At 67.7% G+C, this 22,621-nt stretch carries 20 protein-coding genes, 2 tRNA genes and 2 pseudogenes; 16 read left to right on the top strand and 8 right to left on the bottom strand.

What is annotated here, in order from left to right:
- Positions 1–104 precede the first annotated feature (104 nt).
- Positions 105–189: transfer RNA gene (locus ABZV58_RS19380), tRNA-Leu, on the bottom strand.
- Between the two features lie 87 nt (positions 190–276).
- Positions 277–633 carry a helix-turn-helix domain-containing protein gene (locus ABZV58_RS19375; protein ID WP_355001507.1) on the bottom strand — a complete coding sequence of 119 codons (357 nt, stop codon included), beginning with the start codon at positions 631–633 and terminating at the stop codon, positions 277–279.
- 141 nt (positions 634–774) lie between these two features.
- On the opposite strand from ABZV58_RS19375, the gene ABZV58_RS19370 reads away from it, so the two are divergent.
- From ABZV58_RS19370 to ABZV58_RS19360, 3 genes are all read left to right on the top strand, one after another.
- Positions 775–1,644: an NAD(P)-binding domain-containing protein gene (locus ABZV58_RS19370; RefSeq protein WP_355001506.1), complete on the top strand. Its 870-nt coding sequence runs from the start codon at positions 775–777 to the stop codon at positions 1,642–1,644.
- A gap of 98 nt (positions 1,645–1,742) precedes the next feature.
- Positions 1,743–1,827 (top strand) — tRNA-Leu (locus tag ABZV58_RS19365).
- 58 nt (positions 1,828–1,885) lie between these two features.
- Positions 1,886–2,371: a hypothetical protein gene (locus ABZV58_RS19360; RefSeq protein WP_355001505.1), complete on the top strand. Its 486-nt coding sequence runs from the start codon at positions 1,886–1,888 to the stop codon at positions 2,369–2,371.
- Positions 2,372–2,490: 119 nt separating this feature from the next.
- On the opposite strand, the gene ABZV58_RS19355 is transcribed toward ABZV58_RS19360, so the two are convergent.
- Positions 2,491–4,182: a hypothetical protein gene (locus ABZV58_RS19355; protein ID WP_355001504.1), complete on the bottom strand. Its 1,692-nt coding sequence runs from the start codon at positions 4,180–4,182 to the stop codon at positions 2,491–2,493.
- 677 nt (positions 4,183–4,859) lie between these two features.
- On the bottom strand, positions 4,860–5,639 hold the full coding sequence (locus tag ABZV58_RS19350; protein WP_355001503.1) for an alpha/beta hydrolase: 780 nt from the start codon (positions 5,637–5,639) through the stop codon (positions 4,860–4,862).
- Between the two features lie 59 nt (positions 5,640–5,698).
- On the opposite strand from ABZV58_RS19350, the gene ABZV58_RS19345 reads away from it, so the two are divergent.
- The gene (locus ABZV58_RS19345; protein ID WP_355001502.1) at positions 5,699–7,465 is read left to right on the top strand and encodes a GNAT family N-acetyltransferase; all 1,767 of its coding nucleotides are present in this window, start codon (positions 5,699–5,701) and stop codon (positions 7,463–7,465) included.
- 3 nt (positions 7,466–7,468) lie between these two features.
- Here the strand turns inward: ABZV58_RS19345 and ABZV58_RS19340 are convergent.
- The 3 genes and pseudogenes from ABZV58_RS19340 to ABZV58_RS19330 all read right to left on the bottom strand — a co-directional run.
- Positions 7,469–7,753, bottom strand: a pseudogene (locus ABZV58_RS19340) (integrase core domain-containing protein); the annotation flags it as partial.
- A gap of 455 nt (positions 7,754–8,208) precedes the next feature.
- A pseudogene (locus ABZV58_RS19335) lies at positions 8,209–8,352 on the bottom strand (phosphotriesterase-related protein); the annotation flags it as partial.
- Between the two features lie 14 nt (positions 8,353–8,366).
- Positions 8,367–9,878 carry an AMP-binding protein gene (locus ABZV58_RS19330; RefSeq protein ID WP_355001501.1) on the bottom strand — a complete coding sequence of 504 codons (1,512 nt, stop codon included), beginning with the start codon at positions 9,876–9,878 and terminating at the stop codon, positions 8,367–8,369.
- A 380-nt stretch (positions 9,879–10,258) separates the two neighbouring features.
- Here ABZV58_RS19330 and ABZV58_RS19325 point away from each other — a divergent pair, with 380 nt between their 5' ends.
- From ABZV58_RS19325 to ABZV58_RS19280, 10 genes are all read left to right on the top strand, one after another.
- Complete coding sequence (locus tag ABZV58_RS19325; RefSeq protein ID WP_355001500.1) at positions 10,259–10,981, top strand: MspA family porin; 723 nt, start codon at positions 10,259–10,261, stop codon at positions 10,979–10,981.
- A 58-nt stretch (positions 10,982–11,039) separates the two neighbouring features.
- Positions 11,040–11,705 carry an MspA family porin gene (locus ABZV58_RS19320; protein ID WP_355001499.1) on the top strand — a complete coding sequence of 222 codons (666 nt, stop codon included), beginning with the start codon at positions 11,040–11,042 and terminating at the stop codon, positions 11,703–11,705.
- A gap of 82 nt (positions 11,706–11,787) precedes the next feature.
- Complete coding sequence (locus tag ABZV58_RS19315) at positions 11,788–12,747, top strand: ABC transporter ATP-binding protein (RefSeq protein ID WP_355001498.1); 960 nt, start codon at positions 11,788–11,790, stop codon at positions 12,745–12,747.
- Positions 12,747–13,736, top strand: a complete 990-nt coding sequence (locus tag ABZV58_RS19310) for an ABC transporter ATP-binding protein (protein ID WP_355001715.1) — start codon at positions 12,747–12,749, stop codon at positions 13,734–13,736. The genes ABZV58_RS19315 and ABZV58_RS19310 overlap by 1 nt, the downstream gene beginning before the upstream one ends.
- Positions 13,733–15,265 carry an ABC transporter substrate-binding protein gene (locus tag ABZV58_RS19305; protein ID WP_355001497.1) on the top strand — a complete coding sequence of 511 codons (1,533 nt, stop codon included), beginning with the start codon at positions 13,733–13,735 and terminating at the stop codon, positions 15,263–15,265. Before ABZV58_RS19310 ends, ABZV58_RS19305 begins: the two co-directional genes overlap by 4 nt.
- On the top strand, positions 15,262–16,239 hold the full coding sequence (locus ABZV58_RS19300; RefSeq protein WP_355001496.1) for an ABC transporter permease: 978 nt from the start codon (positions 15,262–15,264) through the stop codon (positions 16,237–16,239). Before ABZV58_RS19305 ends, ABZV58_RS19300 begins: the two co-directional genes overlap by 4 nt.
- Positions 16,236–17,129, top strand: coding sequence for an ABC transporter permease (locus ABZV58_RS19295; RefSeq protein WP_355001495.1), 894 nt, complete (start codon positions 16,236–16,238; stop codon positions 17,127–17,129). Before ABZV58_RS19300 ends, ABZV58_RS19295 begins: the two co-directional genes overlap by 4 nt.
- 114 nt (positions 17,130–17,243) lie before the next feature.
- Positions 17,244–17,882 carry a TetR/AcrR family transcriptional regulator gene (locus tag ABZV58_RS19290; RefSeq protein ID WP_355001494.1) on the top strand — a complete coding sequence of 213 codons (639 nt, stop codon included), beginning with the start codon at positions 17,244–17,246 and terminating at the stop codon, positions 17,880–17,882.
- A 181-nt stretch (positions 17,883–18,063) separates the two neighbouring features.
- The gene (locus ABZV58_RS19285) at positions 18,064–18,882 is read left to right on the top strand and encodes an SDR family oxidoreductase (RefSeq protein WP_355001493.1); all 819 of its coding nucleotides are present in this window, start codon (positions 18,064–18,066) and stop codon (positions 18,880–18,882) included.
- Entirely contained in the window at positions 18,882–19,562 is a 681-nt protein-coding gene (locus ABZV58_RS19280; RefSeq protein ID WP_355001492.1) for a TetR/AcrR family transcriptional regulator, read from the top strand. Before ABZV58_RS19285 ends, ABZV58_RS19280 begins: the two co-directional genes overlap by 1 nt.
- A gap of 7 nt (positions 19,563–19,569) precedes the next feature.
- Here the strand turns inward: ABZV58_RS19280 and ABZV58_RS19275 are convergent, their stop codons facing one another.
- A complete protein-coding gene (locus tag ABZV58_RS19275; RefSeq protein WP_355001491.1) occupies positions 19,570–20,331 on the bottom strand; it encodes a crotonase/enoyl-CoA hydratase family protein in 762 nt (253 codons plus the stop codon).
- 280 nt (positions 20,332–20,611) lie between these two features.
- Here ABZV58_RS19275 and ABZV58_RS19270 point away from each other — a divergent pair, with 280 nt between their 5' ends.
- A complete protein-coding gene (locus ABZV58_RS19270) occupies positions 20,612–21,829 on the top strand; it encodes an acetyl-CoA C-acetyltransferase (RefSeq protein ID WP_355001490.1) in 1,218 nt (405 codons plus the stop codon).
- Between the two features lie 29 nt (positions 21,830–21,858).
- Complete coding sequence (locus tag ABZV58_RS19265) at positions 21,859–22,611, top strand: SDR family oxidoreductase (protein ID WP_355001489.1); 753 nt, start codon at positions 21,859–21,861, stop codon at positions 22,609–22,611.
- The last annotated feature ends 10 nt before the right edge of the window (positions 22,612–22,621 follow it).

The raw sequence follows: 22,621 nt of genomic DNA, 5'->3' as shown, positions 1-22,621 counted from the left end.
GGGAACGCGAGAGCTCGAACGGACACGCTTTGGAGGTGTGGCACGTCGCCGCGCAAACCAAAACACGGTTTCGTGGCACATCTGCCGCGAAACCGTGCATCGAGTGTCCGAAGGGGGACTTGAACCCCCACGCCCGATAAAGGGCACTAGCACCTCAAGCTAGCGCGTCTGCCATTCCGCCACCCGGACCGGTGTTTTCTGTGCCCGTGACGACTTGGCGTCGCCAGCGGATCATGATCATAAACGGGTGGCCGGGGTGATCACCAAATCGCCAGGTCAGACGGGGACATGCACCCGGTCGGCGCCGATGCGCTCGATCCGGTCGCGGCCCCACGCGCCCAGTGGTTCGAGGGCGCGATTGAGGGCCGAACCGAGTTCGGTGAGCTCATACTCCACGCGCGGCGGGATTTCCGGGAAGACCTCGCGAGTGACGATGCCGTCCTCCTCGAGCTCGCGCAGCTGCTGGATGAGCATCTTCTCGGAGACGCCGGGCAGGCCGCGGCGCAGCTCACCGAAACGGCGCACACCGTACTCCTCGAGTTCCCACAGAATCAGCGCCTTCCACTTGCCGCCGATCACGTCCATGGCCGCGTCGATGCCGCAGAAATATGGTCCTGATCTCTTCGCGCCCACTGCCGCACCTCGCTAGCTGCTCACACACATGTTGGTAAGTACCCGACCGAATAGTAGGTACTTGTCGACCCAACGTCCCTCGCGCACTGTTGATTCCAGCGCGCTGACCACAACGTTTCCCACCCAAGGAGTTGACCCGCGATGGCGGAGAACCAGCAGAACCCGGTGACGGTCCTCGGACTCGGCGCGATGGGCCAGGCCCTCGCGGCGGCCTTCCTGAAGACCGGACGACCCACCACCGTCTGGAACCGGACCCCTGGCAAGGACGCCGACCTGGTCGCGGCCGGAGCGGTCGGCGTCGCCACCGTGGACGAGGCAGTGCGCGCGGGCGAGGTGATCGTGGTCGTGCTGCTCGACCACGCCTCGGTGCACGCCGCGCTCGACCCGGTCGCCGACCGACTGTCTGGCAAGCAGGTGATCAACCTGACCAGCACCGCGCCCGAGGAAGCCCGCGAACTCGGCCGATGGGCCGAACAGCACGGCATCGACTACCTCGACGGCGGCATCATGGCGGTGCCGCCGATGATCGGGCAGCCCGGCGCGTCCATCCTGTACAGCGGGTCGCGCAAGGTCTTCGACGACAACCGCGAGACGCTCGAATCCGCCGCCGCCGCAGACTATTTCGGCGAAGACGCAGGCCTCGCCGCGACCTGGGACTTCGCCCTGCTCTCGAACATGTACTCGATGTTCGCCGGCTTCCTCCACGGCGCGGCGCTGGTGCGCTCCACCGGGGCCTCCGCAAGCGCGTTCGCCGAACGCGCGACCGCGTGGGTGACGGCGATGGCCCAGCTCATTCCGGAGTACGGCCGGATCATCGACGGCGGCGACTACACCACCGACGTCCAGCACCTGAACTTCCACAAGGCCGCGATGGACGCCATCGTGCGCGCCAGCCGCGACGCCGGCGTCGCGCTCGATGTGATCGGCCCGATCAAGTCCCTCATCGACCGCCAGGTCGCCGACGGCCACGGCGCCCTCGCCTTCGAGCGCACCTTCGAAGAGCTGCGCTGACCCGCCTCCCATCCACCCCCGGACCACCCGGTGACCAGCGACTCGTACCGCGATTTGGCCCCAGCCGCCACATCCGATAACCTTGCTGAGCACCACCGGTCCGGGTGGCGGAATGGCAGACGCGCTAGCTTGAGGTGCTAGTGCCCTTTATCGGGCGTGGGGGTTCAAGTCCCCCTCCGGACACAGACAGTACGCCAACCTGCGGTTGCGGGTTGGCGTACGCCGTGACTTCCTCGGTTTCGTGGTTGTAGTTCAGTTTGAGTCCGAGTTCCCGATATACCTCGAGTTTGTCGCCGGGGTCGGCGGCGCGCAGGATCGCCAACAGTCCGCCCAGGGCGTCGACCAGTTGACGGATTTCATCGCGGCTCATGCGTTGGGGTGGGCGGGTGTTATGTGTGGTTGCGGTGAGTTGAGCGAGCAAGGCCGCTCGTTCACGGTAGATATCGCTGCTCCACGCGGCAACCATCGCGGGGTCTGCCCCGGCTTCCAGGGCGGCGCGGTGTTTGGCGAGTTTGCGGTCGCATTCGGTGATCGATTGTTGCAGCAGGTTCGGCGTCGCCATCGCGTCGGGTTGGGCGGCTTCGAGTTGGGTGAGTGTGTGTTCGACTCGTTCGGGTTCGAATATCTCCGCGTGCCAGGTGTCGACGGGGTCGGTGAGTATGTCTTCCTTCAGGAAGATGTTGAGGGGGTGTTCGAGGTGGTTGTCGAGGGCGTATTCGCGGGATAGCGGCATCGATAGACGGCTGCGCCGTGAAACCAGTCGCCTTGCGTCTTCCGTCCGCACGTGTCGTGGGTGATGGGGCCCTTGTATGCGTAGGGGTGGGTGCGACGTACTGCCGCGTCGTGCTAGTCCTCGTCGGGAAGTTCGGGTACCGCCGATCTCGGTTGTGACAGTACGGTTTCTACCGCAACGGCGACGAAACCGCCGCCGATGGCGACTATTCGGTTGGTCGATCGGCTCCAGTAAAGGGCCGAGTAACTGGATTTGTCGCCGAACATTTCTGGGGGGAGGGGGATGTGGGTACGGTCGTTCGGGAAGTAGAGGGCGCCGACGTTGCCTTCGTCGTTGCTGCCGAATTTGAGGAGGAGGCTGTCGTCCGGTCCCGGGCGGACGTCCATGACGTTGGCCCAGGCTTCGGCGTGCCGGATTGGTGTGCCGCCTCGATGGATCTCGTGCAGGTCGCGGCCGGACTGGTAGAAAAATCCGTCGGTGCCCGCGGGCGCCGAGGTGAAGCCGACGAAGGAGCGTTGTGCGGCCATCTCGAAGGTGCGCACGCAGCCGGTGCCTGCGGGGTCGAGTTCGTAGCCGTTGCCGTCCCAGATCAGGACGGTGCTACCGTCAGCCAGTCGCGCGGCCCCGGTGACCGGGCGGGCGGCGTCGCCGAGTGAACTCTTCACCACGGTGCCCGGTGTGATGCCCGGAATCTGTTCCCAGGCACCGGATTCCGTGAGCCACAGCGGGCCGGGCAGCGGGTCGCCGAGTTGCATGCCGCCGAATCTCAGCAGGTGACTCTTCACCTCGTGCAACACCACGGGGCGCGTGCCGAGGAAGTAGCACTCGTGGGAGTAGAGGTCGGCCCCGTCCGGTCCCTTGGCCGGTAGCACCCGCGGTGCATCCGTGTCACCGTCCACCAGGATCGGCGCGAACACGCGCGGGCGTGCCTTGGTGTCGACGGTGGAGTACGCCAGCCATCCGCCCTCGGAGGCCCGTGCGGCCGCGACCCAGAATTCGTTGCGCTGCAACGCCAATCGCGGCGGCCACGACTCGAGGTCCCACAGTTCCACCTGTGGTGACTTGCCGTCGCTGTGCGACATCAGGAAGCCGTCGACAATGTCGTCGAGCACACTCGCGATGCGCGATGCCGGTGCTGTCTCCACCGCTGCGACAGCCGTGCCGTCGTTGCCGAGGTACTGCGCCCACATCAGTTCCGGATCGCCGGGGAACTCACCCGCCGCGGGCACCGCGAGATCCGTTGCCTCCCAGTATCCGAGCTTGCGATCCACCGCCGCGCGCAGCGTCGCCACGATCCCTCGGTAGTTCCGCTGGGCACCCTTGGGCAACGGCGCGAGCTGCTCCTGCACCCAGGCCAGCACCTCGGCGACATATTCGGCGGGCACATAGAGCCCCGTCGTATAGTTCCCGCCGAACCAGCCCGAGGAGAACCATCCCCGTACCTGCGGATGCGCCGCGACCACATCGGCGAACAGCGCGTCCGGCGCGTACTCGACTTTCGGCTCGAACACCGCGTCCGGAAACACCCGTCCCGCTTCGAATGCCAGGCTCAGCGCCAGCCCCCGCTCGTAGCGGTACGGCAGCATCGAGGCGCTGAACATGACCGCTGCCACCGACACGGCCTCCGCTGCCGCGTGCCCATCCGTCCCGAGCAGCAGCTCGCGTACCTGCCGCCACACGTCCGCCGCTTTCGGATGCACTCGATCCAATGCGGTCGGCTCGGTCGAACTCCCGAGCAAGCGGGGCACGAACTGCTCCCTGATCGCGTCCTCGTCCACCAGGTGCAACGTGCAGTCGTATCCCATACGCCCTCCATCTCGTCCGCCGCGCCCCCACATGCAACCACGCCGGTACCCGAGCACCCAGAATTGGTGGCAGTAGCGGGCTCAAAGCGGACTGTTGACACAGTTCACCATGACCGTCGTGAGGACGACATTGAACGAGAAGATCACCGAGCCTCTGGGCTTCGAGAGGGGCTAGGCCCCGACCGAACGGGAATGGGCAATGCGGGTAACGGCAGCCCTTCGAAGACGGTGTTGACCGAGGCGACCGGGCAGGTGCAGATCGAGGTGCCCCGGGGGCGTTCGCGGACGAGTCGTGCCGGGTCAGCCGTCAATCGAGCGGATCCACAGTTGCCATCAGGCCGCTGACCGCCCAGCTTCTGCTTTGCTGGCCAGCCTGAGTCGGGTGGTCAATCCCGCGAGAAGGGTCTCCGCGTCACCGTGTATCGGGGGCGCAGCCGCGACCACTTCTCCTCCCATTCGTCGAGCTGTGAGGTCGAGAACATTTCATCGAAGTGCGAAGGCATAACGTAGACGCGATTTCGGTGCGCTGGCCGACGCCAGTCGAAGTACCGGAAGCTGAGCCGGCCGCCGCTGAGGACGTGGTGCAGAACCAGTGCGTTGTGGACCTCATCCTTCTTGTGACGACGAATCCCTGGGTCGGGCGGTTGGCCCCAGAACGAATCGCTAGGGCGTCGTGTCTACCCGTGTCGTGCTACGTCCTCGCACAGGATGCTCGGCCAGCGTGCGAGATCGGCCGGTGTGCGCGCCACCTCCAGTGTGGCCGTCGGCAGCAGGTCCACCAGCGCCTCGGCAATCGACACCGGATGGGCGGGGTCGTCGATCCAGGCCAACACCGTGGTCGGCACCTCGATCGCGGCGATTGCCTCGGGGGCGGGCAGGTCGCTCATCGCTGCCCCGCGGAACAGTGAGGGCAGTAGGTGCTCGGCGACATCCGGTACGGTTTCCGGCGTTCCGACGGTGGCCGGCGGGCGAGGCACGGTGAGTTCGGCACCGAGGAAGGCGTCGAGTCCCTGTTCCTCGATCAACCGAGCATTCTTCCGGTAGATCTCGGCCTTCGCGGCGCGGGTGCGCCATGCGGTCGCGGGCACAAGCAGGGTGAGACCGGCGAATCGGGCAGGATCGCGTACAGCGGCATGCAGCAATGTCCCGGTGCCCATCGAAGGACCGACACCGTGCACCTGTTCACCGGGGAACCAGTGGTCGAGCAGTTTCAACAGGTCATCGGCCAGGACCGGCCACCGATAGTCCTCGGGGACGGTACGGCCCGTCGAGTGGCCGTGGCCGCGCGCGTCGTACCGCAGCAAGCGGGTTCCGCTGAGTCCGCGGCCGAGATCGAGGTCCATCAGACGGTCGCGGTGGCGACTGGAGGTGAGGCCGTGGAGTTGGACGACGGGGTGGCCGCCCTCATCGCTCAGTTCCACGGCGAGGTCGGCGCCGGGAACATGGAAGGTCGGCACGGCGGCTCCAGGGTGCTGGTGAGACGGCGATCGCTCGGGAAGGAGCTTAGGATACCGTCATGCGGCTGACCAACGTCGCGCACTTGCGCCTGCCGTTCGGCCGCCTGCTGGGCTTCGACGTCATTGCGGGTCGGGTGGGCCGGTCACTTCCCGTGTCCTTCGACCAGCGGCGCCACGTCGGTGCCGGCGACCGAGCGGGATCCTGGATGGCGTTGTCCTTCAGGCTCTCCGCGCCGGTACCGCCCGACGAACTCGCGACCTGCTGGCTGGCGGTGATCGAGCGGCACGGCACGCTGCGGTCGGTCTTCGTGCCGGGCGAGGACGGCGAGCCTCGGCTGCACGAGGTCGATATCCGCCCCGGCGGCTGGGTCGAGCATGTGATCGCTCCGGGGCAGGCGGTCAACGATGCGCTCCGCGACGTGCTCGACCGTGCTTGTTCACCGTACGGTCGTCCGTCGTACCGGCTCTGCGTGCTCGAGACCGCGGTAGGGCCGACCGTGGTGGTCGCCGCCGACCATGCGCACGTCGACATGTGGTCGATGCTGGTGATCGCGCGCGACCTGCTCACCGCGCTGGCCGCGGTGCAGAAGGGTCGTGCACCGTCGTTGCCGCCAGCACCCGCCTTCGCGGAGCACACCCGCGCACTGCGGGACCTCCCGCCGGCACCCGACGAGGTGCACCGCCGCTGGGCGGAGGTGCTGGCGGGCAGCGGCGATGTGATGCCACGGTTCCCGCTGCCGCTGGGCGAGGCGACGTTGCAGGAGGAGCGCGTGGAGGTGCGCGATGTCCTCGACGTCGACGACAGCGCCGCGTTCTCGGCGCAGGCCCGCGACGACGGCGTCTCGACCTTGGCGCTGGTGGTGGGGGCGATGACCGAGGTGACTCACGAGTTGGCCGGCACCGCACTGCGGGCCGTGTTTCCGGTGCACAGTCGGTACGACACCACCTGGCACGACTCGGTGGGGTGGTTCATCACCAACTCGGTGCTCGAGTCGGCCGACCCCGATCCCCGTGCCAGCGCGGAGGCCGTGAAGGAGGCCGTCCGGATGGGGTCCTGGCCCCTGGAGGAAATCCTGCGTCCGTGGGGCGGGATGCCCGAGGCGCCGGGGATGTTCGCGATTTCGTGGCTGGACCTGCGTCGGCTGCCGGTGCGAATCGACGCGACCGGATTGGAGGCGCAGTACGTCGGCGCGACGATTCGGACCGACGGCGTGATGCTCTGGTTCATCCTCGACGAGGCGGGTCTGCACCTGCGCTGCCGGTATCCGGACACTCCCGAAGCCCGGCGGCACGTCGGCGCCTGGCTGGACACGCTGATCGCCCGACTGCAGTCACGGGCACGGGCTTCGGTCGGTGGTCGGCTCCGACTCGGCGACCGGATCTATCGTGTGCAGCGGGCGGGGCGTGCCGACGTGCCAGCGTTGGTCGCGCTGCTCTCCGACGACGAGATCGGCCGTACCCGCGAAGGTTTCGAAATTGCCCGCTACGAGGAGGCATACGACGCCGTCACCAGGGACCAGTCGCACTATCTGGCCGTGGTCCGGGACGAGGGCGACCGGATCGTCGGCACAATGCAGCTCACCATCATCCCGGGGCTGTCCCGCGGCGGAGCCACCCGCCTCCAGATCGAGGGAGTCCGGGTCGCTGCCTCGGAACGCTCTCACGGCATCGGAACCGCGATGCTCGAGTGGGCACACGACCACGGCAGGCACCGAGGTGCGACGCTCGCGCAGGTCACCACAGACCGTGTCCGCGAGCGGGCTCACGCCTTTTATGCGCGGCTCGGGTACGACAACAGTCACGTCGGGCTGAAGCGGGCGCTCTGACCGATAGTAGGTGGCTTCCATCTCGGCGGGTGGCATGTCGCCGCAGTGCTGGTATAGCCAGCGGTGGTCGAACCAGTCGACCCATTCGGCGGTGGCCAGCTCGACCTGGTCGACAGTGCGCCACGGCGCCCGACGCTTGATCAGTTCGGTCTCGAACAGGCCGTTGATCATCTCGGCGAGGGCGTTGTCGTAGGACGAGCCGACCGCCCCGACCGAGGAGTGGATCCCGGCTTCGGCAAGGCGTTCGGTGAAGGCGATGGACATTCCGCCCGCCGCAGGACCTCGTTCTCTTACTGGCCGCGCCCTCGGCCGTGTCTCCGGCCGCCTCGTCGTCATCGCTATAGAGGCAGCCCAGGAAGAGATCGCGGCCCATCACCTGTCCTCGAAGCACTACCGGCCGGGCCGGTAGCGCTCGCGAACGCCATCGCGGCGCGCGGAAGATCCGTTGGACCACCGGCGCGGTGGCCACGTCCAGGGACAGGATTTTGCAGTCGGGATCCGTCGGAGGCCCGGTTCGGGTTCGGATGTGGCCGGTCTCGAGGCTAGTGGGACACAGACGCTGCGGCGTCAAGGTTCGGGTCGGTCGGTATCGGGTCGATCGTCCTCCGCGTGGCCGGTGCTGCGTGGACAGGGTGGTGGTTCCGCCGCACCGGGTGCGGTGGTTCGCGCGGCCGCGGCGGTACGAAGGCCGACGTATCCGGCTGCGCCGTGGCGCGCCGACCACCCGGAGCAGGCCGCGCCGCTCATTTCTCGAAGTAACGATGCGGATTGCGGACCAGGATCGCGTCGATGTCGTCGTCGGTGAGCCCCTTCGCCAGCAGCGCGGGGATGACGTCCTCGCTGATGTGGCGATAGTTCCACTTGGGCGCCATCTGGGTTTTCGCGTCGTGCGGGACGAGTGTCATCGGGAGGCTTTCTCCGGCGCGGCGGTGAACACGCTGACATCGAGCGCGCGCTTGAGAATCTTGCCGGTGGCGCCCTTGGGCAGCTGGTCGACGAAGGCGAAGCAGTGCGGGACCTTGTAGGCGGACAGGCGTTCCTTCGCCCAGGTTCGCAGCTCCTCCGGATCGAGTCGCGTTCCCGCGGCGGCGGCGACAACAGCACCGACCTCCTCGCCGTAGTGGTCGTCCGGGATGCCGATGACCGCGACTTCCACGATCTCGGGGTGCTCGTAGAGCACCTCCTCGACCTCGCGCGGATAGACGTTGTATCCGCCGCGAATGATCAGATCCTTGGCGCGGTCGACGATATAGACGTAACCGTCGGCGTCGACGCGCCCCAGGTCGCCGGTCTTCAACCACCCACCGGACAGTTCGGCGGCGGTGGCATCGGGGCGGTTCCAATACCCCTTCATGACACTGGGCCCGCGCAGGAAGAGCTCACCGACGGTGTCCGCGGGCAGCACGTTGCCTTCCGGATCGCGCACTTCGATCGAGGTCCCCGGCAGCGCGGTTCCCACCGATCCGACCCGCTGCTCACGATCGAGCGCGTTGTAGGTCGCGGCGCCACTGGATTCGGTGAGTCCGTAGCCCTCCAGAATGGCGCAGCCGAACCGATTCGAGAAGGCGCGGATGACCTCGGCGGGCAGCGACGCCCCACCGGAGGCGGCCAGGCGCAGGCTGGCGAAGTCGTCCCGTCCGTAGTCACCGTCGGTGTGCAGCATGGCGTTCCACATCGTCGGCACGCCGGACACCACGGTGAGTCGGTGGTCTCTGATCATCTCGATCATCGCCTGCGGATGGAAGGGTGACACCATCGAGAACGAGCATCCCGCGTGCAGCGCCGTGATCAGGCACACCGCTTGGCCGTAGACGTGGAACAGAGGCAACCCGGTGCCGAACCGTTCGTCCGGTGTGAGTCGCAGCTGGTCGATGAAGATTCGCGCGGTCTCGATCAGGTTGGAGACGGTGAGCTCGACGCCCTTCGGCTTGCCCGTGGTGCCCGAGGTGTACAGCAGGATCGCGGTGTCGTCGGGGTCGCGCCGGACCGGTTCGGCGACCACCCGCGTCGGCTCGGTGAACGCGCCGGGTTCGAGCACGAGCAAGGGAATGTCGCGCTCGGCCGCCGCCTGCCGTGCCGCGGCCTGCGCTCCGTGCCAGGCGATGGCGAGCCGGGCGCCGGAATCGTCCAGCACATAGCCGATTTCGGGCGCGGTGGCCATGGTGTTCACCGGAATGGCGACGGCCCCGACGAGGTGGGCCCCGAGGTAGGCGACGACGAACTCCGGGACGGTCGGCGCAACGAGCAGCATGCGGTCGCCGGCTGCCACGCCGGAATCGGTGAGAAGGCCACCGAAGGCGGCGCTGCGATGGGCGAGGTCGAGATAGGTGATGCGCTGGTCCCCGATGCGCAGCGCGATGGCGTCGGGGCGCTCGGAGGCGTGCTGCCAGAAACGGTCGGCGACATTGGTCATGGCACATCCAGACAGGTAGAGACCGGCTATGGGAAGGCATGTGACGGGGGTCACGTCCGAAGGAGCCTATCTGAATTTGGTGTCAACTTCAATCATGGGAAGCGAGGGGAGTGCGGGCGATGGCGCCGGAAACATGCGGCGAAACTCATTGAACTTGACGCCAAATTCAATTAGAGTCCGGCCAGCCGATGTGTTGGCCGTCACACACTGCACCCTCCGGCGGGGCAGGTAGGCGACCATCGCTCGTGGTGTACGACGCGGGCGATGCGATGCGAGATTCGCGATGACATCGGTGACGTGGTGTGCGGCGTACGTCGCGCCGCGCGAGGGGCATCTCGATGCCCACCACCGCATTTCGACCGAGATGAGGGTCAATTCTGATGAAGTTCACCTCCTTGCGCGCCGTTCCCGGCGCGCCCGGAATCCCAGCCGACGCATCGGGCCGGTACGGCCGCGTGATCACGCGCGTCGCGGGCGTCGGATTCGCCGCCGCGACGGCGGTGGGACTGTTCTCGACCGGCGCCGCGCACGCGGACGTGTTCGTGCCGCTCCCCGACGGCACCGAGCACGGACCGGGTGTGCGGATCGACCGCACGGCCGAACGGGCCGTCGTGTCGCCATCGATGGCAGCCAACGGCGCGGGCCGCGTGGTGTGGGTATCGGGAACGATCACCGCCGACGTCAGCGTCGCCCCGGTCATCGAGAAGCCTGGCCCGTACAGCACGCCGGAGAACTGGCCGGGCACCAACAATTCCTCGACCCACGGCGCGTCCCAGGTCAACGCGGGATACATCATCGGTTGCCAGGTGAGCATCGGCGACAAAGCCATCTCGGCGGGTCTGTCCGGCAACATCACCACCAACGGCTTCAGCCTCAGCGGATCCGGCGGAATCCAGTTGGGGCCGGGCGAAATCAAACTCGTGCAAGTCGGGTTCAAGGACGTTCTGGCGCCCGGCGTCTACACGCTCGGCTATCGCGACGTCGAGATGGAGATCCAGGGCTGCGGCGGCTACGCGCAGGCCCGGTCGTACGCGGTCGTCGAGATCGTCGGCGATCACTACTCGAAGACCATCTTGTACGGTGCTCCGTTCAGCATCGGCTGACGCGGTCGAAATCCCTGGAAACACTTGTCGCTGAGACGAACTCGAAGAGGAAGTAGCTATGTTCGACCGTAAGAAAGCCGTGCGCGCCGTTGTTCTGTGCGCGGCGGCCTTCACCGCCGCGGGACTGCTGTCCACCGGCCAGGCCGAGGCCGACACTTTCGTTCCCCTGCCCGGCGGCAGCATCACCGAGACGCTGCCCGACGGCACCGCCGTCACCGTCCGCATGGTGGACGAGTCCGCACTCATCAGTCCGCCGATGGCCGCGACTCCGCTGCACCGCAACGCGTGGGTTTCGGCCAGTGCCCAGGTCGAGGTGGCGGGCAACGCTGTCGGCGGGAAGATCCGGCCCGGCTACGTCGTCGGCTGCCAGGTGAACATCGGTGGCGGCGGCGTCAACGGCAACGGCACCTACAGCTCCGACTGGGAAGGCCAGCGGCCCTCCGGCGGGGTCGGGGCGGGCGGGACGCTGAGTCTCGGCCCTGGACAGGCGAAGACGTTCTACCTGCTCGACATCGAGGGGCCGGATCTGTTCGGCGACGAGGTGCACGTGCCCTACATCCAGTTCCGCGGCCCGAGCGGCAGCGTGACCTGGAAGAACTCGACCATCGCACTGAGCGGATGCGCGGGCTACGCGCAGGCTCGCTCGTTCGTCCGGGTGGAGGTCGACACACCGCGCGCCAGGGAGATCGTCGTCTTCTGGGGACAGCCCTTCAGTCTCGGCTGATCCCGCGCCGCGGGCCCGGTGGCGATCGGCAGGTCGATCGCCACCGGAACATCCTGGCCGACAGGAAGATTGAGAGAAGAATATGGCCGCCTTGCTGAGGGTGGAAAAACTGTCGCTGTCGTTGCCCGCGGTGGGCGGCCTGCTCCGCGACGTCGGGTTCGAAGTGGCCCCCGGCGAAGTCGTCGGGCTAGTGGGGGAGAGCGGCAGCGGGAAGACACTGACGGGGCTCGGCGTCCTCGGGCTCCACCCTCCGGGTGCCCTGGTGACGGGCCGCATCGATTTCTGCGGCGAGGATCTCCTGACGGCGACGCCCGACAGGTTGCGTGCCCTTCGCGGACGCGAAGTCGGCATGATATTCCAGGAGCCGCGGTCGTCGCTCAATCCGGTCATGACTGTCGGGCGCCAGATCGCGAATGTGTCTCGGGCGCACGAGAAGATGTCATCCTCCCAGATCGGCGCACGGACCGCGGAGTTGCTCGAAAAGGTCGGTCTGGCCGATTCGGGGCGCCTGATTCGCTCCTATCCCCACGAGCTGTCGGGTGGCATGTGCCAGCGGGTCATGATCGCGATGGCATTGGCGTGCAGGCCCAAACTGCTGATCGCCGATGAACCGACGACCGCGCTCGACGTCACCATCCAGGCACAGATCCTCGAGCTGCTCAGGGGGCTCACCGCTGACGAGGATCTGGCCGTGCTGCTGATCAGCCACGACATCGGTGTGATCACCGAACTTTGCGATCGCGTCGTCACCATGTACTCGGGAGAAGTCGTCGATATCGCCGCCCGCGATGAGTTGCTGCGCCGTCCGGCCCACCCTTACGCGCAGGCGTTGCTCCAGGCGTCGAGTCGCGCGACGACACCGACGGTCGTGCGGTCGGCGCGAGAGTCCCCGGCCGACGGGAACGGGTGCGTTTACCGAACCCGGTGCCAGTACGCCATAGATGCCTGCCGGACGACACATCCGGATCTGATCGGCGACGCTCGCTCGGCGACGCGCTGCCTGCGCGCCGGCGACCTCGAACTGGCCGGGTTGGTGGCCTGATGACCGAGATCCTGATGAACGTCCGCGATCTGGTCGTCGACTACGGCGGCGGCGCCGACCGGTTGCGCGCGGTCGACTCTGTGAGCTTTTCTCTGTACCGCGGCGAAACGTTCGCCGTGATCGGCGAATCCGGATCGGGAAAGACCTCGCTGGCGCACGCTCTCGCCGGAATCGTCAAGCCGGCCGCGGGATCGATCGACCGCGTCCCGGGCGCGAACGGCCGCACCGCGGGGAGATCCCACGTGATCTTTCAAGACCCGCGGTCGGCGCTCGACCCTCGGCTGGCGGTCTGGCAGTGCGTCGCCGAGCCGATGGCGCCGCGCCGGTTGCGGATACCGCGATCGACGCGCCCGGCAGCGGTCGAGCTGCTGCGCCGGGTCGGCCTCGGCGAGGAACTGGCCGACCGCAAGCCCGCGCAGCTGTCCGGCGGTCAACGGCAGCGCGTGACCATCGCCCGGGCGGTGGCGTCGCGCGCGGAGCTGATCCTGTGCGACGAACCGGTTGCCTCGCTTGACGTCTCCCTGCAGTCCGAAGTGCTCGCGCTGCTGGCCGAACTGCGCGACGGGCACGGGCTGACCTACGTTTTCATCTCGCACGACCTGGGTTCGGTGGCGCGCATCGCCGATCGAGTCGGCGTCATGTACATGGGCAGGCTGGTGGAGCTGGGACCGACCGCGTCGGTGCTCGAATCGCCACGGCATCCCTACACCCAGGCCCTGCTCGCGGCCGTGCCCCGGCCGACTCGGGTGCGCCGGGAAAGGCGCGGGCTGCTGCTGCGGGGCGAGATTCCCGATCGACGTAACCCCCCGTCGGGCTGCCGATTCCGCACGCGGTGCCATCTGGCCACCGATCGCTGCGCGACGACCGCCCCCGCACTGACCGACGACACCGAAAGCCATTCGGCAGCATGCCATTTTCGCCAGGAAGCCATCGAGGCGTGGCAATCCGCGCTTGGTCCCGCCGCGGACCGGAAAGAAGAATCGCGATGAACCGAAAACTGATCGCCGCTGGGGCGGCGGCCGCACTCGCTCTCGCGCTCGGCGCTTGCAGCGGCGACCCGTCCACGTCCGCGCCTGATCCGAACGCGAGCATCAAGGTCGCCACGCGGCAGACGCCCAGTTCGCTCGACCCCTGCCGGGGCAATTCGGGTTACGACCTGACCTATCTCAAGTTGCTCTACGCCCCGCTCATCGACACCGACCCGCAAACTCTCGCACCCCAACCGGGAATCGCCACCTCGTGGGAGTTCGCCGGAGCCGACAAACTCACCTTCACGATGAAACTCCGATCTGGCCTGACTTTCCACGACGGCACACCCGTGGACGCGGAGGCGGTGAAGGCCAGCATGCAGCATTGTCTCGGCACCGGTCTGGTGTCCGTTCCGTCGATCAAGAGCATCGACGTCCAGGGCGCGGACACAGTATCGATCAAGTTGAGCAGCCCGACTTCTGGCCTACCCGGCTACCTGAGCACCCGTCTGGGTTTCGTCGTCTCGCCGGCCGCGCTGCGACAGTACGGTGACGAATTCGGTAACCATCCCGTCGGCGCCGGGCCCTACCAGTTCGCGCGCGCGGTGCCCAACAGCGAATACTCCTTCACGAGGTTCGGGGGTTACCAGCCCATGAGCGACCCCGCACCGCGAGCGGCGGGCATCGATATCGCGATCATCACCAGTGACACGGCACTGACGAACGCCTTGACCTCCGGGACAGCGGATTTCGCTTTCGGGATCGGCGAATCCGCAGCGCCCGCGCTCGAGCGCCTGCCGGGCATCACCGTTGACCGGCATCAGCAACTCGGCTTCACCGCGGTGGTGATCAACACCAAGAACCGCCCGGTCGACAACCCGAAGGTACGGTTGGCGATGGAGTACGCGTTGGACCGCAAGGCGATCGCCACGGCCGCGCTGAACAGCGACGCGGGCACCCCCGCCTGGTCGGTCTACCCGCCGGGGGCGACCTTCCACGATTCCGCCACCGACAACGCCTGGCCCTACGATCCGGACAAGGCGCGGCGGTTGCTCGCCGAGGCCGGCTACCCGAACGGCGTGCAGGTGCGAGGCATCTCCGCCGCCGCGCCGCCGTTCTCCACCAACGCACTACTGGTCGCCGAGCAGTGGAAAGCTGTCGGGATCAACGTCGAATTCACCAATGTTCCCGGTCCGCAGGCTATTTCACAGTTCGTAGCGCACAACGGCGCGGACGTTTTCAGTGTCGGATGGCCTTCGCAGGCGTCGGCGCCGCTCAACTACAGCGCCCTGCTCGGTCCGACCTCCTACTACCGGCAGAATGCCGCGCCGAATCCGCAACTCGACGAGCTCATCGCGCAGCTCAACAACACCTACACCGACGGCGAACAGCTCGAGGTCGCGAAGAAGATCAACCGGATCATCGTCGAACAAGCCGAATTCATCCCGCTCTATCACGGTCCCGCAGTGGTCGCCTACACGCAGCGCGTGCAGGGAGTAGTTCCCTCGCTCAGCGGATCGCCCGAACTCGCGTACCTGGCCGTGTCATGAAGTGGATCCGTCACCGACGGCCGGTCGCCCCGGTACTGGGGCGATCGGTGTCGATCCTGATCACCGCGTTTCTGACGACGGTGATGACCTTCGGTCTGATCCATCTCGTGCCGGGCGGGCCCGCCGAGGCGCTGATCGGAGTGAGCAGCACCGATGTCGATCCCGCGGTCATCGAGCAGCGGCTCGGTCTCGACAAACCGCTGTACGAACAGTACTTCCGGTGGTTGAGCGGCGTGGTCCACGGCGACCTCGGGACCTCCTTGGTCAACAACGCGCCCGTCGCCGATCAGGTGCTGCACCGCTTGCCGGTCAGCGCGGAACTGGTCGGGCTAGCGTTGGCGCTGTCGGCCGTGGTCGCGGTGCCGCTCGGTGTCTGGACCGCTTATCGGGCGGGCGGCCGGTCCGACGGGGTCGTGCGCGCGGCGTCCGGAATCGGCCTCGCGGTCCCGGAATTCTTCTTGGCCATCGTCCTGATCGACGTGTTCGCCGTCGGCCTCGGGTTGTTTCCCGCCTTGGGTTATGTGCCTTTCGGCAAGGATCCGGTGGCGAATCTGCGCCACCTTGCCCTCCCCGCGGCGGCATTGGCGGCGGGCGCGAGCGCGATCGTGGTGCGTCAGGTACGTGCCGCGATGATCGACGCGCTGTCGAGCGAATATGTGCGCGCCGCGCGGGCCATGGGATTGCGCGAGCGCACGATCGTGTGGCGTTACGCGCTGCGCAACGTGTCGACGACCGTCGTGACGGTCTACGGGCTGCTCGCGATCGGCTTGCTCGGCGCCACCGTGGTGCTCGAGCAGATCTTCGTGCTGCCAGGCATGAGCGGCGCACTGGTCACCGCCATCGAGACCCGCGATTATCCAATGCTGCAAGGCATCGTGCTGACCTACGTCGTGATCGTGCTCGGGATAAACCTGGTGGTCGACGCGGCCACCGGATTCCTGGATCCCCGGCTCCGGGCGGAGGCGAACGCATGAGCACCGTGACACTGACCGCCGGAACTCGCTCGACCGGTGACACCCGGCGGCGGTCCCGCGCCGGGTTCTGGGTCGCTCTCGCGATTCTCGGCACCCTGATCGTGCTCGCGGCGCTGGCGCCGCTGGTGACGCCGTACAGCCCGACGGACCAGGATCTGACGAACAGGTTCGCCGGGCCGGGCGGTGCGCATCTGCTCGGGACCGACAGCTACGGCCGGGACGTGCTGAGCAGGCTGATCTGGGGCGGACGGTCCTCCTTCGTCGCGGTGACCATCGCGGTCGGCGTCGGGCTCACGGTCGGGCTGCCGTGGGGACTCGGCGCCGGATATGGTCCGGCGTGGTTGCGAATGTTGTTGCTGCGCGCGGCGGATGCGTTCCTGGCGTTCCCGGCGCTGGTACTGGCGGTTGCCATCACCGGTGTGCTCGGACCGGATCTGGTGACGGCCATGTGCGCGGTCGGCATCGTGTTCGCTCCCGTCATCGCACGGCTGACCGCAGGGGGAGTGGCGCAGGTCAGGCGTTCGGAGTACGTGCTCGGTGCACAGCTGGCCGGCTGCCCGACGCACGTCACGCTGCTACGGCACGTTCTGCCCAACGCGGTGGGACCGGTGATAGTGCAGGCCACGCTGTTCTCCGGACTCGCCTTCGTCATCGAAGCCGCGTTGTCGTTCATCGGCCTTGGCATCCAGCCGCCGACGCCGAGCTGGGGTGGCGATTTGAACAACGCCTACCAGCACATACTCAGCGCCCCGAATCAGGTACTCGCACCGGGTGTACTGATCGCGATCGTGGTGATGGCCACTTATCGAATCGGCGACGAAGTTCGAGATCGCTTGTCCGGGCTGGGCTCGGCCCCGGCGGCGGAACGGTCCGGGCGGGAATCCGAATAGCGCTGGTACGGGCCTACTTCGCGCGCATTCCGCAGGTGCGTCCCACGCTGCCGGGGCGGTGCTAACGTGAACACGTCAACCGTCCCTTCGACCGACAGTGAGTGGCCAGCGTTGGTGTCCGAGCCCGTTGCGAGTGAGACCGAGCCTCGGAAAGGCGTACCGCGCACCAAGCGCGGCGAGCGCACGCGCACCGCGTTGATCGCCGCGGCGCGCGAGGTATTCGAGCGCGACGGGTATCTCGACGCCAAGATCTCCGACATCTCCAAGGCCGCCGGGACGGCATCGGGGTCGTTCTACACCTACTTCGACAGCAAGGAAGAGATCTTCGCCGCTGTGGTCGAACAGGTGCAGGAAGAGATGCTGCACCCGCACGTCCGCGAGCGCACGGGCGTCACCGACCCGCGCGACCTCATCGAGGCGGCCAACCGGGAGTATCTCCGCTCGTACAAGCGCAATGCGCGCCTGATGGCGGTGTTCGAGGAAGTCGCCCTGATCAACGAGGACTTCCGCAGGCTGCGCATCGAACGCGGCAAGGCCTTCGCGCAGCGCAACGCGAAGATGATCAGCGAGCTACAGGAATCCGGCCGGGCCAGCGCGGACCTCGACCCGATGATCACCGCGCACGCCTTGTCGGTGATGGTCAGCCGGATGGCCTACATGGCCTTCGTCCAGAATCAGCGCATCCCGTTCGAGAAGCTCGTCACCACTCTCACGCAGCTGTGGGTCAACGCGCTGCGGCTCGACGCGGACTGATCCGCGCTCTGCGAACCCCGCTTTGCCGGGTGATGCCCGGGCCGTGTGCCAGCTCCTTTCTGTCGTCGGCCACCCTTGCCCAAACTTGAATTTGACGTAGGATTCAAGTTTATTGGATGCTCGGCCCGGCGTGGCCGACGGGTGATCGCGCGCGCCAGGGGAATCCCGGAAGGAGATGTTCGTGAAGGTCGCTGGAAGAACGGCAATTGTCACCGGTGGCGGCGGCGGGATCGGCGGCGCGATCGCGCGGCTGTTGGTGCGCGAGGGTGCGCGGGTCGTGGTCGCCGATCTGGACGCCGGCGCGGCCGAGTCCCTCGTTCGGTCCATCACGCAAGACGCCCCCGGCTCCGCGGTGGCGGTCGGGGCGGATGTGTCCGATCCGGCGCAGATCAGCGGGTTGATCGCCCGCGCGGAGGACGAGTTCGGGCCGGTCGACCTGTACTTCGCGAACGCGGGAGTCGTCGGACCGGTCGGACTGGGCGACGACGCGGGCTGGGACACCGCGATCGATGTGAACGTCAACGCGCACGTGCGGGCCGCCCAGCTGCTGGTCCCCGGCTGGCTCGAACGCGGTGAAGGGTATTTCGTGAGCACCGCCTCGGCGGCGGGCCTGCTGACCCAGATCGGCTCGGCCGCGTACGCGGTGACCAAGCACGCGGCCGTCGGGTTCGCCGAGTGGCTATCGGTCACCTACGGCGACAACGGAATTCGGGTCAGCTGCTTGTGCCCGATGGGTGTCGAGACGAAGCTGCTGCGCGCGGGCGCCGAGTCCGGAGACGCGCTCGGTGCGGCGGCGACCAGGGCGGTCACCACCGCGGGTGCGGTGCTGAGCCCGGACGAGGTCGCGACGGTGGTGCTGGAGGCCGTGGACGCCGAGCGCTTCCTGATCCTGCCGCACCCCGAGGTGCTCGAGATGTACCGCGGCAAAGGGGCGGATTACGACAGGTGGCTGGGCGGCATGCGCCGCTACCAGGCCGCCCTCTTGCAGACGGCGGAGTGATGACCAGAACGACCCCGGACGACGTCGCGGCGGAGGGCATCCCCTCGCTCGCCGACACCTCGGTCCTGCGCGACCCGCCGAGCACGGCGCGCGGTGCGCGAACGCGCGCGGCGCTGGTCGCCGCGGCTCGCACGGTGTTCGAACGCGACGGTTATCTCGAGGCCCGGCTGTCCGACATCGCCGCGGAAGCGAAGTGCTCGACCGGGTCCTTCTACACCTATTTCGCGGGCAAGGAGGAGATCCTGCAAGCGGTGCTCGACCTCGCCCAGGACGAGATGCTGCACCCCGGCCTGCCCCGGCTGGAGCCGGACGAAGCCTCACCCGCCGCGGTCATCGAGGCGAGCAACCGGGCCTACTTCGAGACGTACAAACGCAACGCGAAGCTGATGGCCATCCTCGATCAGGTGGCGGCCATCGATCCGAAGTTCCGCGCGGTTCGCCGGCGGCGCAGCCGCGCCTTCTGGGAGCGCAACGCCCGCTCGATCGCGCAGCTGCAGGAGCGCGGGCTGGCCGATCCCGAGCTCGATCCGCACCAAGCGGCGCGAGCGCTGTCGGGCATGGTGGGCCGGATGGCGTACTACGCGTTCGTCCTGGGGGAGGAGGCGAGCATCGACGAGCTGGTACGCACCGCTACCCGGTTGTGGGTGAACGCGGCGCGCATCGGAGCGGCGGCCGGCTGAGCGCGGATCAGGCGCCGCGCCAGACAGGCGGGCGCTTGTCGGCGAACGCGCGCGCTCCTTCGAGCGCGTCCGCCGAGGTGTTGACGGTGCGGACGATATCCAGCTGGGCTCGGAACGCGTCCGCGTCGGTGTATCGAATGGCTTGGGAGAGAACTTGTTTCGTCCCGCGAATGGCGAGCGGTCCGTTCTCGGCGATGCGGGCGGCCAGCGCCTCGGCCGTCCGGATGGCCTGTCCGGGTTCGGTGATCGCGTTGACGAGGCCGAACTGGTGCGCGCGGACCGCGCCGAGGGTGTCACCGGTCAGGGCGATCTCCATCGCCAGCTGATAGGGGAGCGTCTTCGGCAGCCTCAGGACGCCGCCGCCTGCCGCGATCAGGCCTCGTTTCACCTCGGGAAGACCGAACTTGGCGTCGGTGGCCGCGACGATTAGGTCGCACGCGAGCGCGAGCTCGAAGCCGCCCGCCAGTGCCCAGCCCTCCACGGCGGCGATGAGCGGTTTCGCCGGCGGTCGCTCGGTGAGGCCGCCGAATCCGCGTCCCGGCAAGACCGGATGCTCGCCGTCGGCGAAGGCTTTGAGGTCCATCCCGGCGCTGAACGTGCCGCCTGCGCCGGTGAGGATGCCGACCGCGACGTCGGGCCGGGCTTCGAATTCGTCGATCGCGTCTGCCAGTGCCTGGGCGACCGCGCGGTTCACCGCGTTGCGCGCCTCGGGGCGGTTGATCGTGATGGTGGCAATGCCGTCGGCGAATTCGGTCAGTACGACGCTCACCGCTGACTCCTCTCGGGGGTCTTTCGTGGCCGCCGCCGCGCGGCTCGGCCGGGTGAGGCCCACCGCCCGCGTGGTCGGCCATGTCGCGGTGACGGTAGCGAAATCTGAATTCGAGTTCAACATCGGGTCCATTTATGCGATATGACCTGGCCTTTCGCATTTTTCGTGAGGCAAGTCACAGGCGGTTTCCGGGGTGATCGGTATTGACGCGGCGGCAGCCGTCCCGCAAGGTGGCGGTGGAAAGTAAGCGCTTAGTAAGTTCCCCCAGGAAGGTTGGGCCATGCCCGAAGCCGTCATCGTTTCCATCGCCCGGTCGCCGATCGGGCGGGCCGCCAAGGGCTCGCTGAAGGACATCAGGCCCGACGACCTGGCCGCGCAGATCGTGCGGGCGGCGCTGGCGAAGGTCCCCGAGCTGGATCCGTCCGCGATCGACGACCTGATGCTCGGCTGCGGCCAGCCCGCGGGCGAGTCCGGCTTCAACCTGGGCCGGATCGTCGCGGTGCTCGCCGGCCTCGACGGGGTGCCTGGCACCACGGTCAACCGCTACTGCTCGTCGAGCCTGCAGACGACCCGAATGGCGCTGCACGCGATTCGCGCGGGCGAGGGCGACGTGTTCGTCTCGGCCGGTGTCGAGACCGTCAGCCGCTACGGGAAGGGAAGCGCGGACGGCCTGCCCGGCACCCAGAACCCGCTGTTCGACGACGCTGTCGAGCGAACCGCGAAACTCGCTGCGGGAGGCCAGGAGTGGGCCGATCCCCGGCTCGACGGCCTGCTGCCGGACGTCTACATCGCGATGGGACAGACCGCCGAGAACGTGGCGCAGTCCGAGGGCGTCACCCGCGAGGAGCAGGACGCCTTCGGCGTGCGCAGCCAGAACCTGGCCGAGATCGCCCTCGTCAAGGGCTTCTGGCAGCGCGACATCACGCCGATCACCCTGCCGGATGGCACCGTCGTTTCCGCCGACGACGGCCCGCGCGCCGGAGTCACGCTCGACAAGGTCGCCGCGCTGCAACCGGTGTTCCGGCCCGACGGGACGGTCACCGCGGGCAATTGCTGCCCGCTCAACGACGGCGCCGCGGCCATCGTCATCATGTCGGACACGAAGGCCGCCGAACTCGGGCTGACGCCGCTGGCGCGGATCGTCTCGACCGGCGTCAGCGCGCTGTCGCCGGAGATCATGGGACTCGGCCCGGTCGCGGCGTCCGAACAGGCGCTGGCCCGCGCCGGGATGACGATCGGCGACGTCGACCTGGTCGAGATCAACGAAGCCTTTGCGGCACAGGTCATTCCGTCCGCCAGAAGGCTCGGCGTCGACCTCGACAAGCTCAACATCAACGGCGGCGCGATCGCGGTGGGCCATCCCTTCGGGATGACCGGCGCGCGAATCACCAGCACGCTGATCAACTCGCTGCAATTCCACGACAAGCAGATCGGCCTGGAAACGATGTGCGTCGGCGGTGGCCAGGGCATGGCCATGGTGCTCGAACGACTGTCGTGACCGCGGACAACACTGGAAAGGACCGACCCTTGAACAGGTTCGAAGGAAAGACCGCCATCGTCACCGGCGCCAGCCGTGGCATCGGCCTCGGCATCGCCCAGCGTCTGGTCGACGAGGGCGCGAAGGTCGTCATCACCGCCCGCAACGAGAAGGCGCTCGACGAGGCCGTCGAGGCGCTGGGCGGTCCGGAGCGGGCTCTGGCCGTCGCCGGTCGCTCCGACGATGTCGCCCACCAGGCCGAAACCGTCGAGCGGGCGATCGAGGCCTTCGGCAGCGCGGATCTGCTCGTCAACAACACCGGAATCAACCCGGTCTTCGGTCCGATGGTGGAGCTGCCGCTCGAGGCCGCCCGCAAGATCGTCGAGGTCAACTGCTTGGCCGCTCTCTCGTGGGTGCAGCAGGCGTACCAGGCGTGGATGAAGGAGCACGGCGGCGCGATCGTGAACGTCTCCTCGGTCGCCGGATTGAAGCCGGCGCCCGGCATCGGCTTCTACGGCTCCAGCAAGGCGATGCTGACCCACATCACCCAGGAACTCGCCGTCGAACTCGGCCCGAACCTGCGCGTCAACGCGGTCGCGCCGGCCGTCGTGAAGACGAAGTTCGCCACCGCCCTGTACGAGGGCCGCGAGGACGAGGTCGCCGCGGCCTATCCGCTCAAGCGGCTCGGTGTGCCCGAGGACATCGGCAGCGTGGTCGCCTTCCTGCTCTCCGAGGACGCCGCCTGGCTCACCGGTCAGCTGCTCGTCGTCGACGGCGGCATCACCCTCACCGGCGGTGTCTGACGTGACGACG

Origin of the sequence: Nocardia sp. NPDC004654 (genome assembly GCF_040609595.1) — a bacterium.
Taxonomy (GTDB): Bacteria; Actinomycetota; Actinomycetes; order Mycobacteriales; family Mycobacteriaceae; genus Nocardia.
Note: the sequence above shows the minus strand (reverse complement) of the source record. Positions and strands in the feature narration are given on the sequence as shown.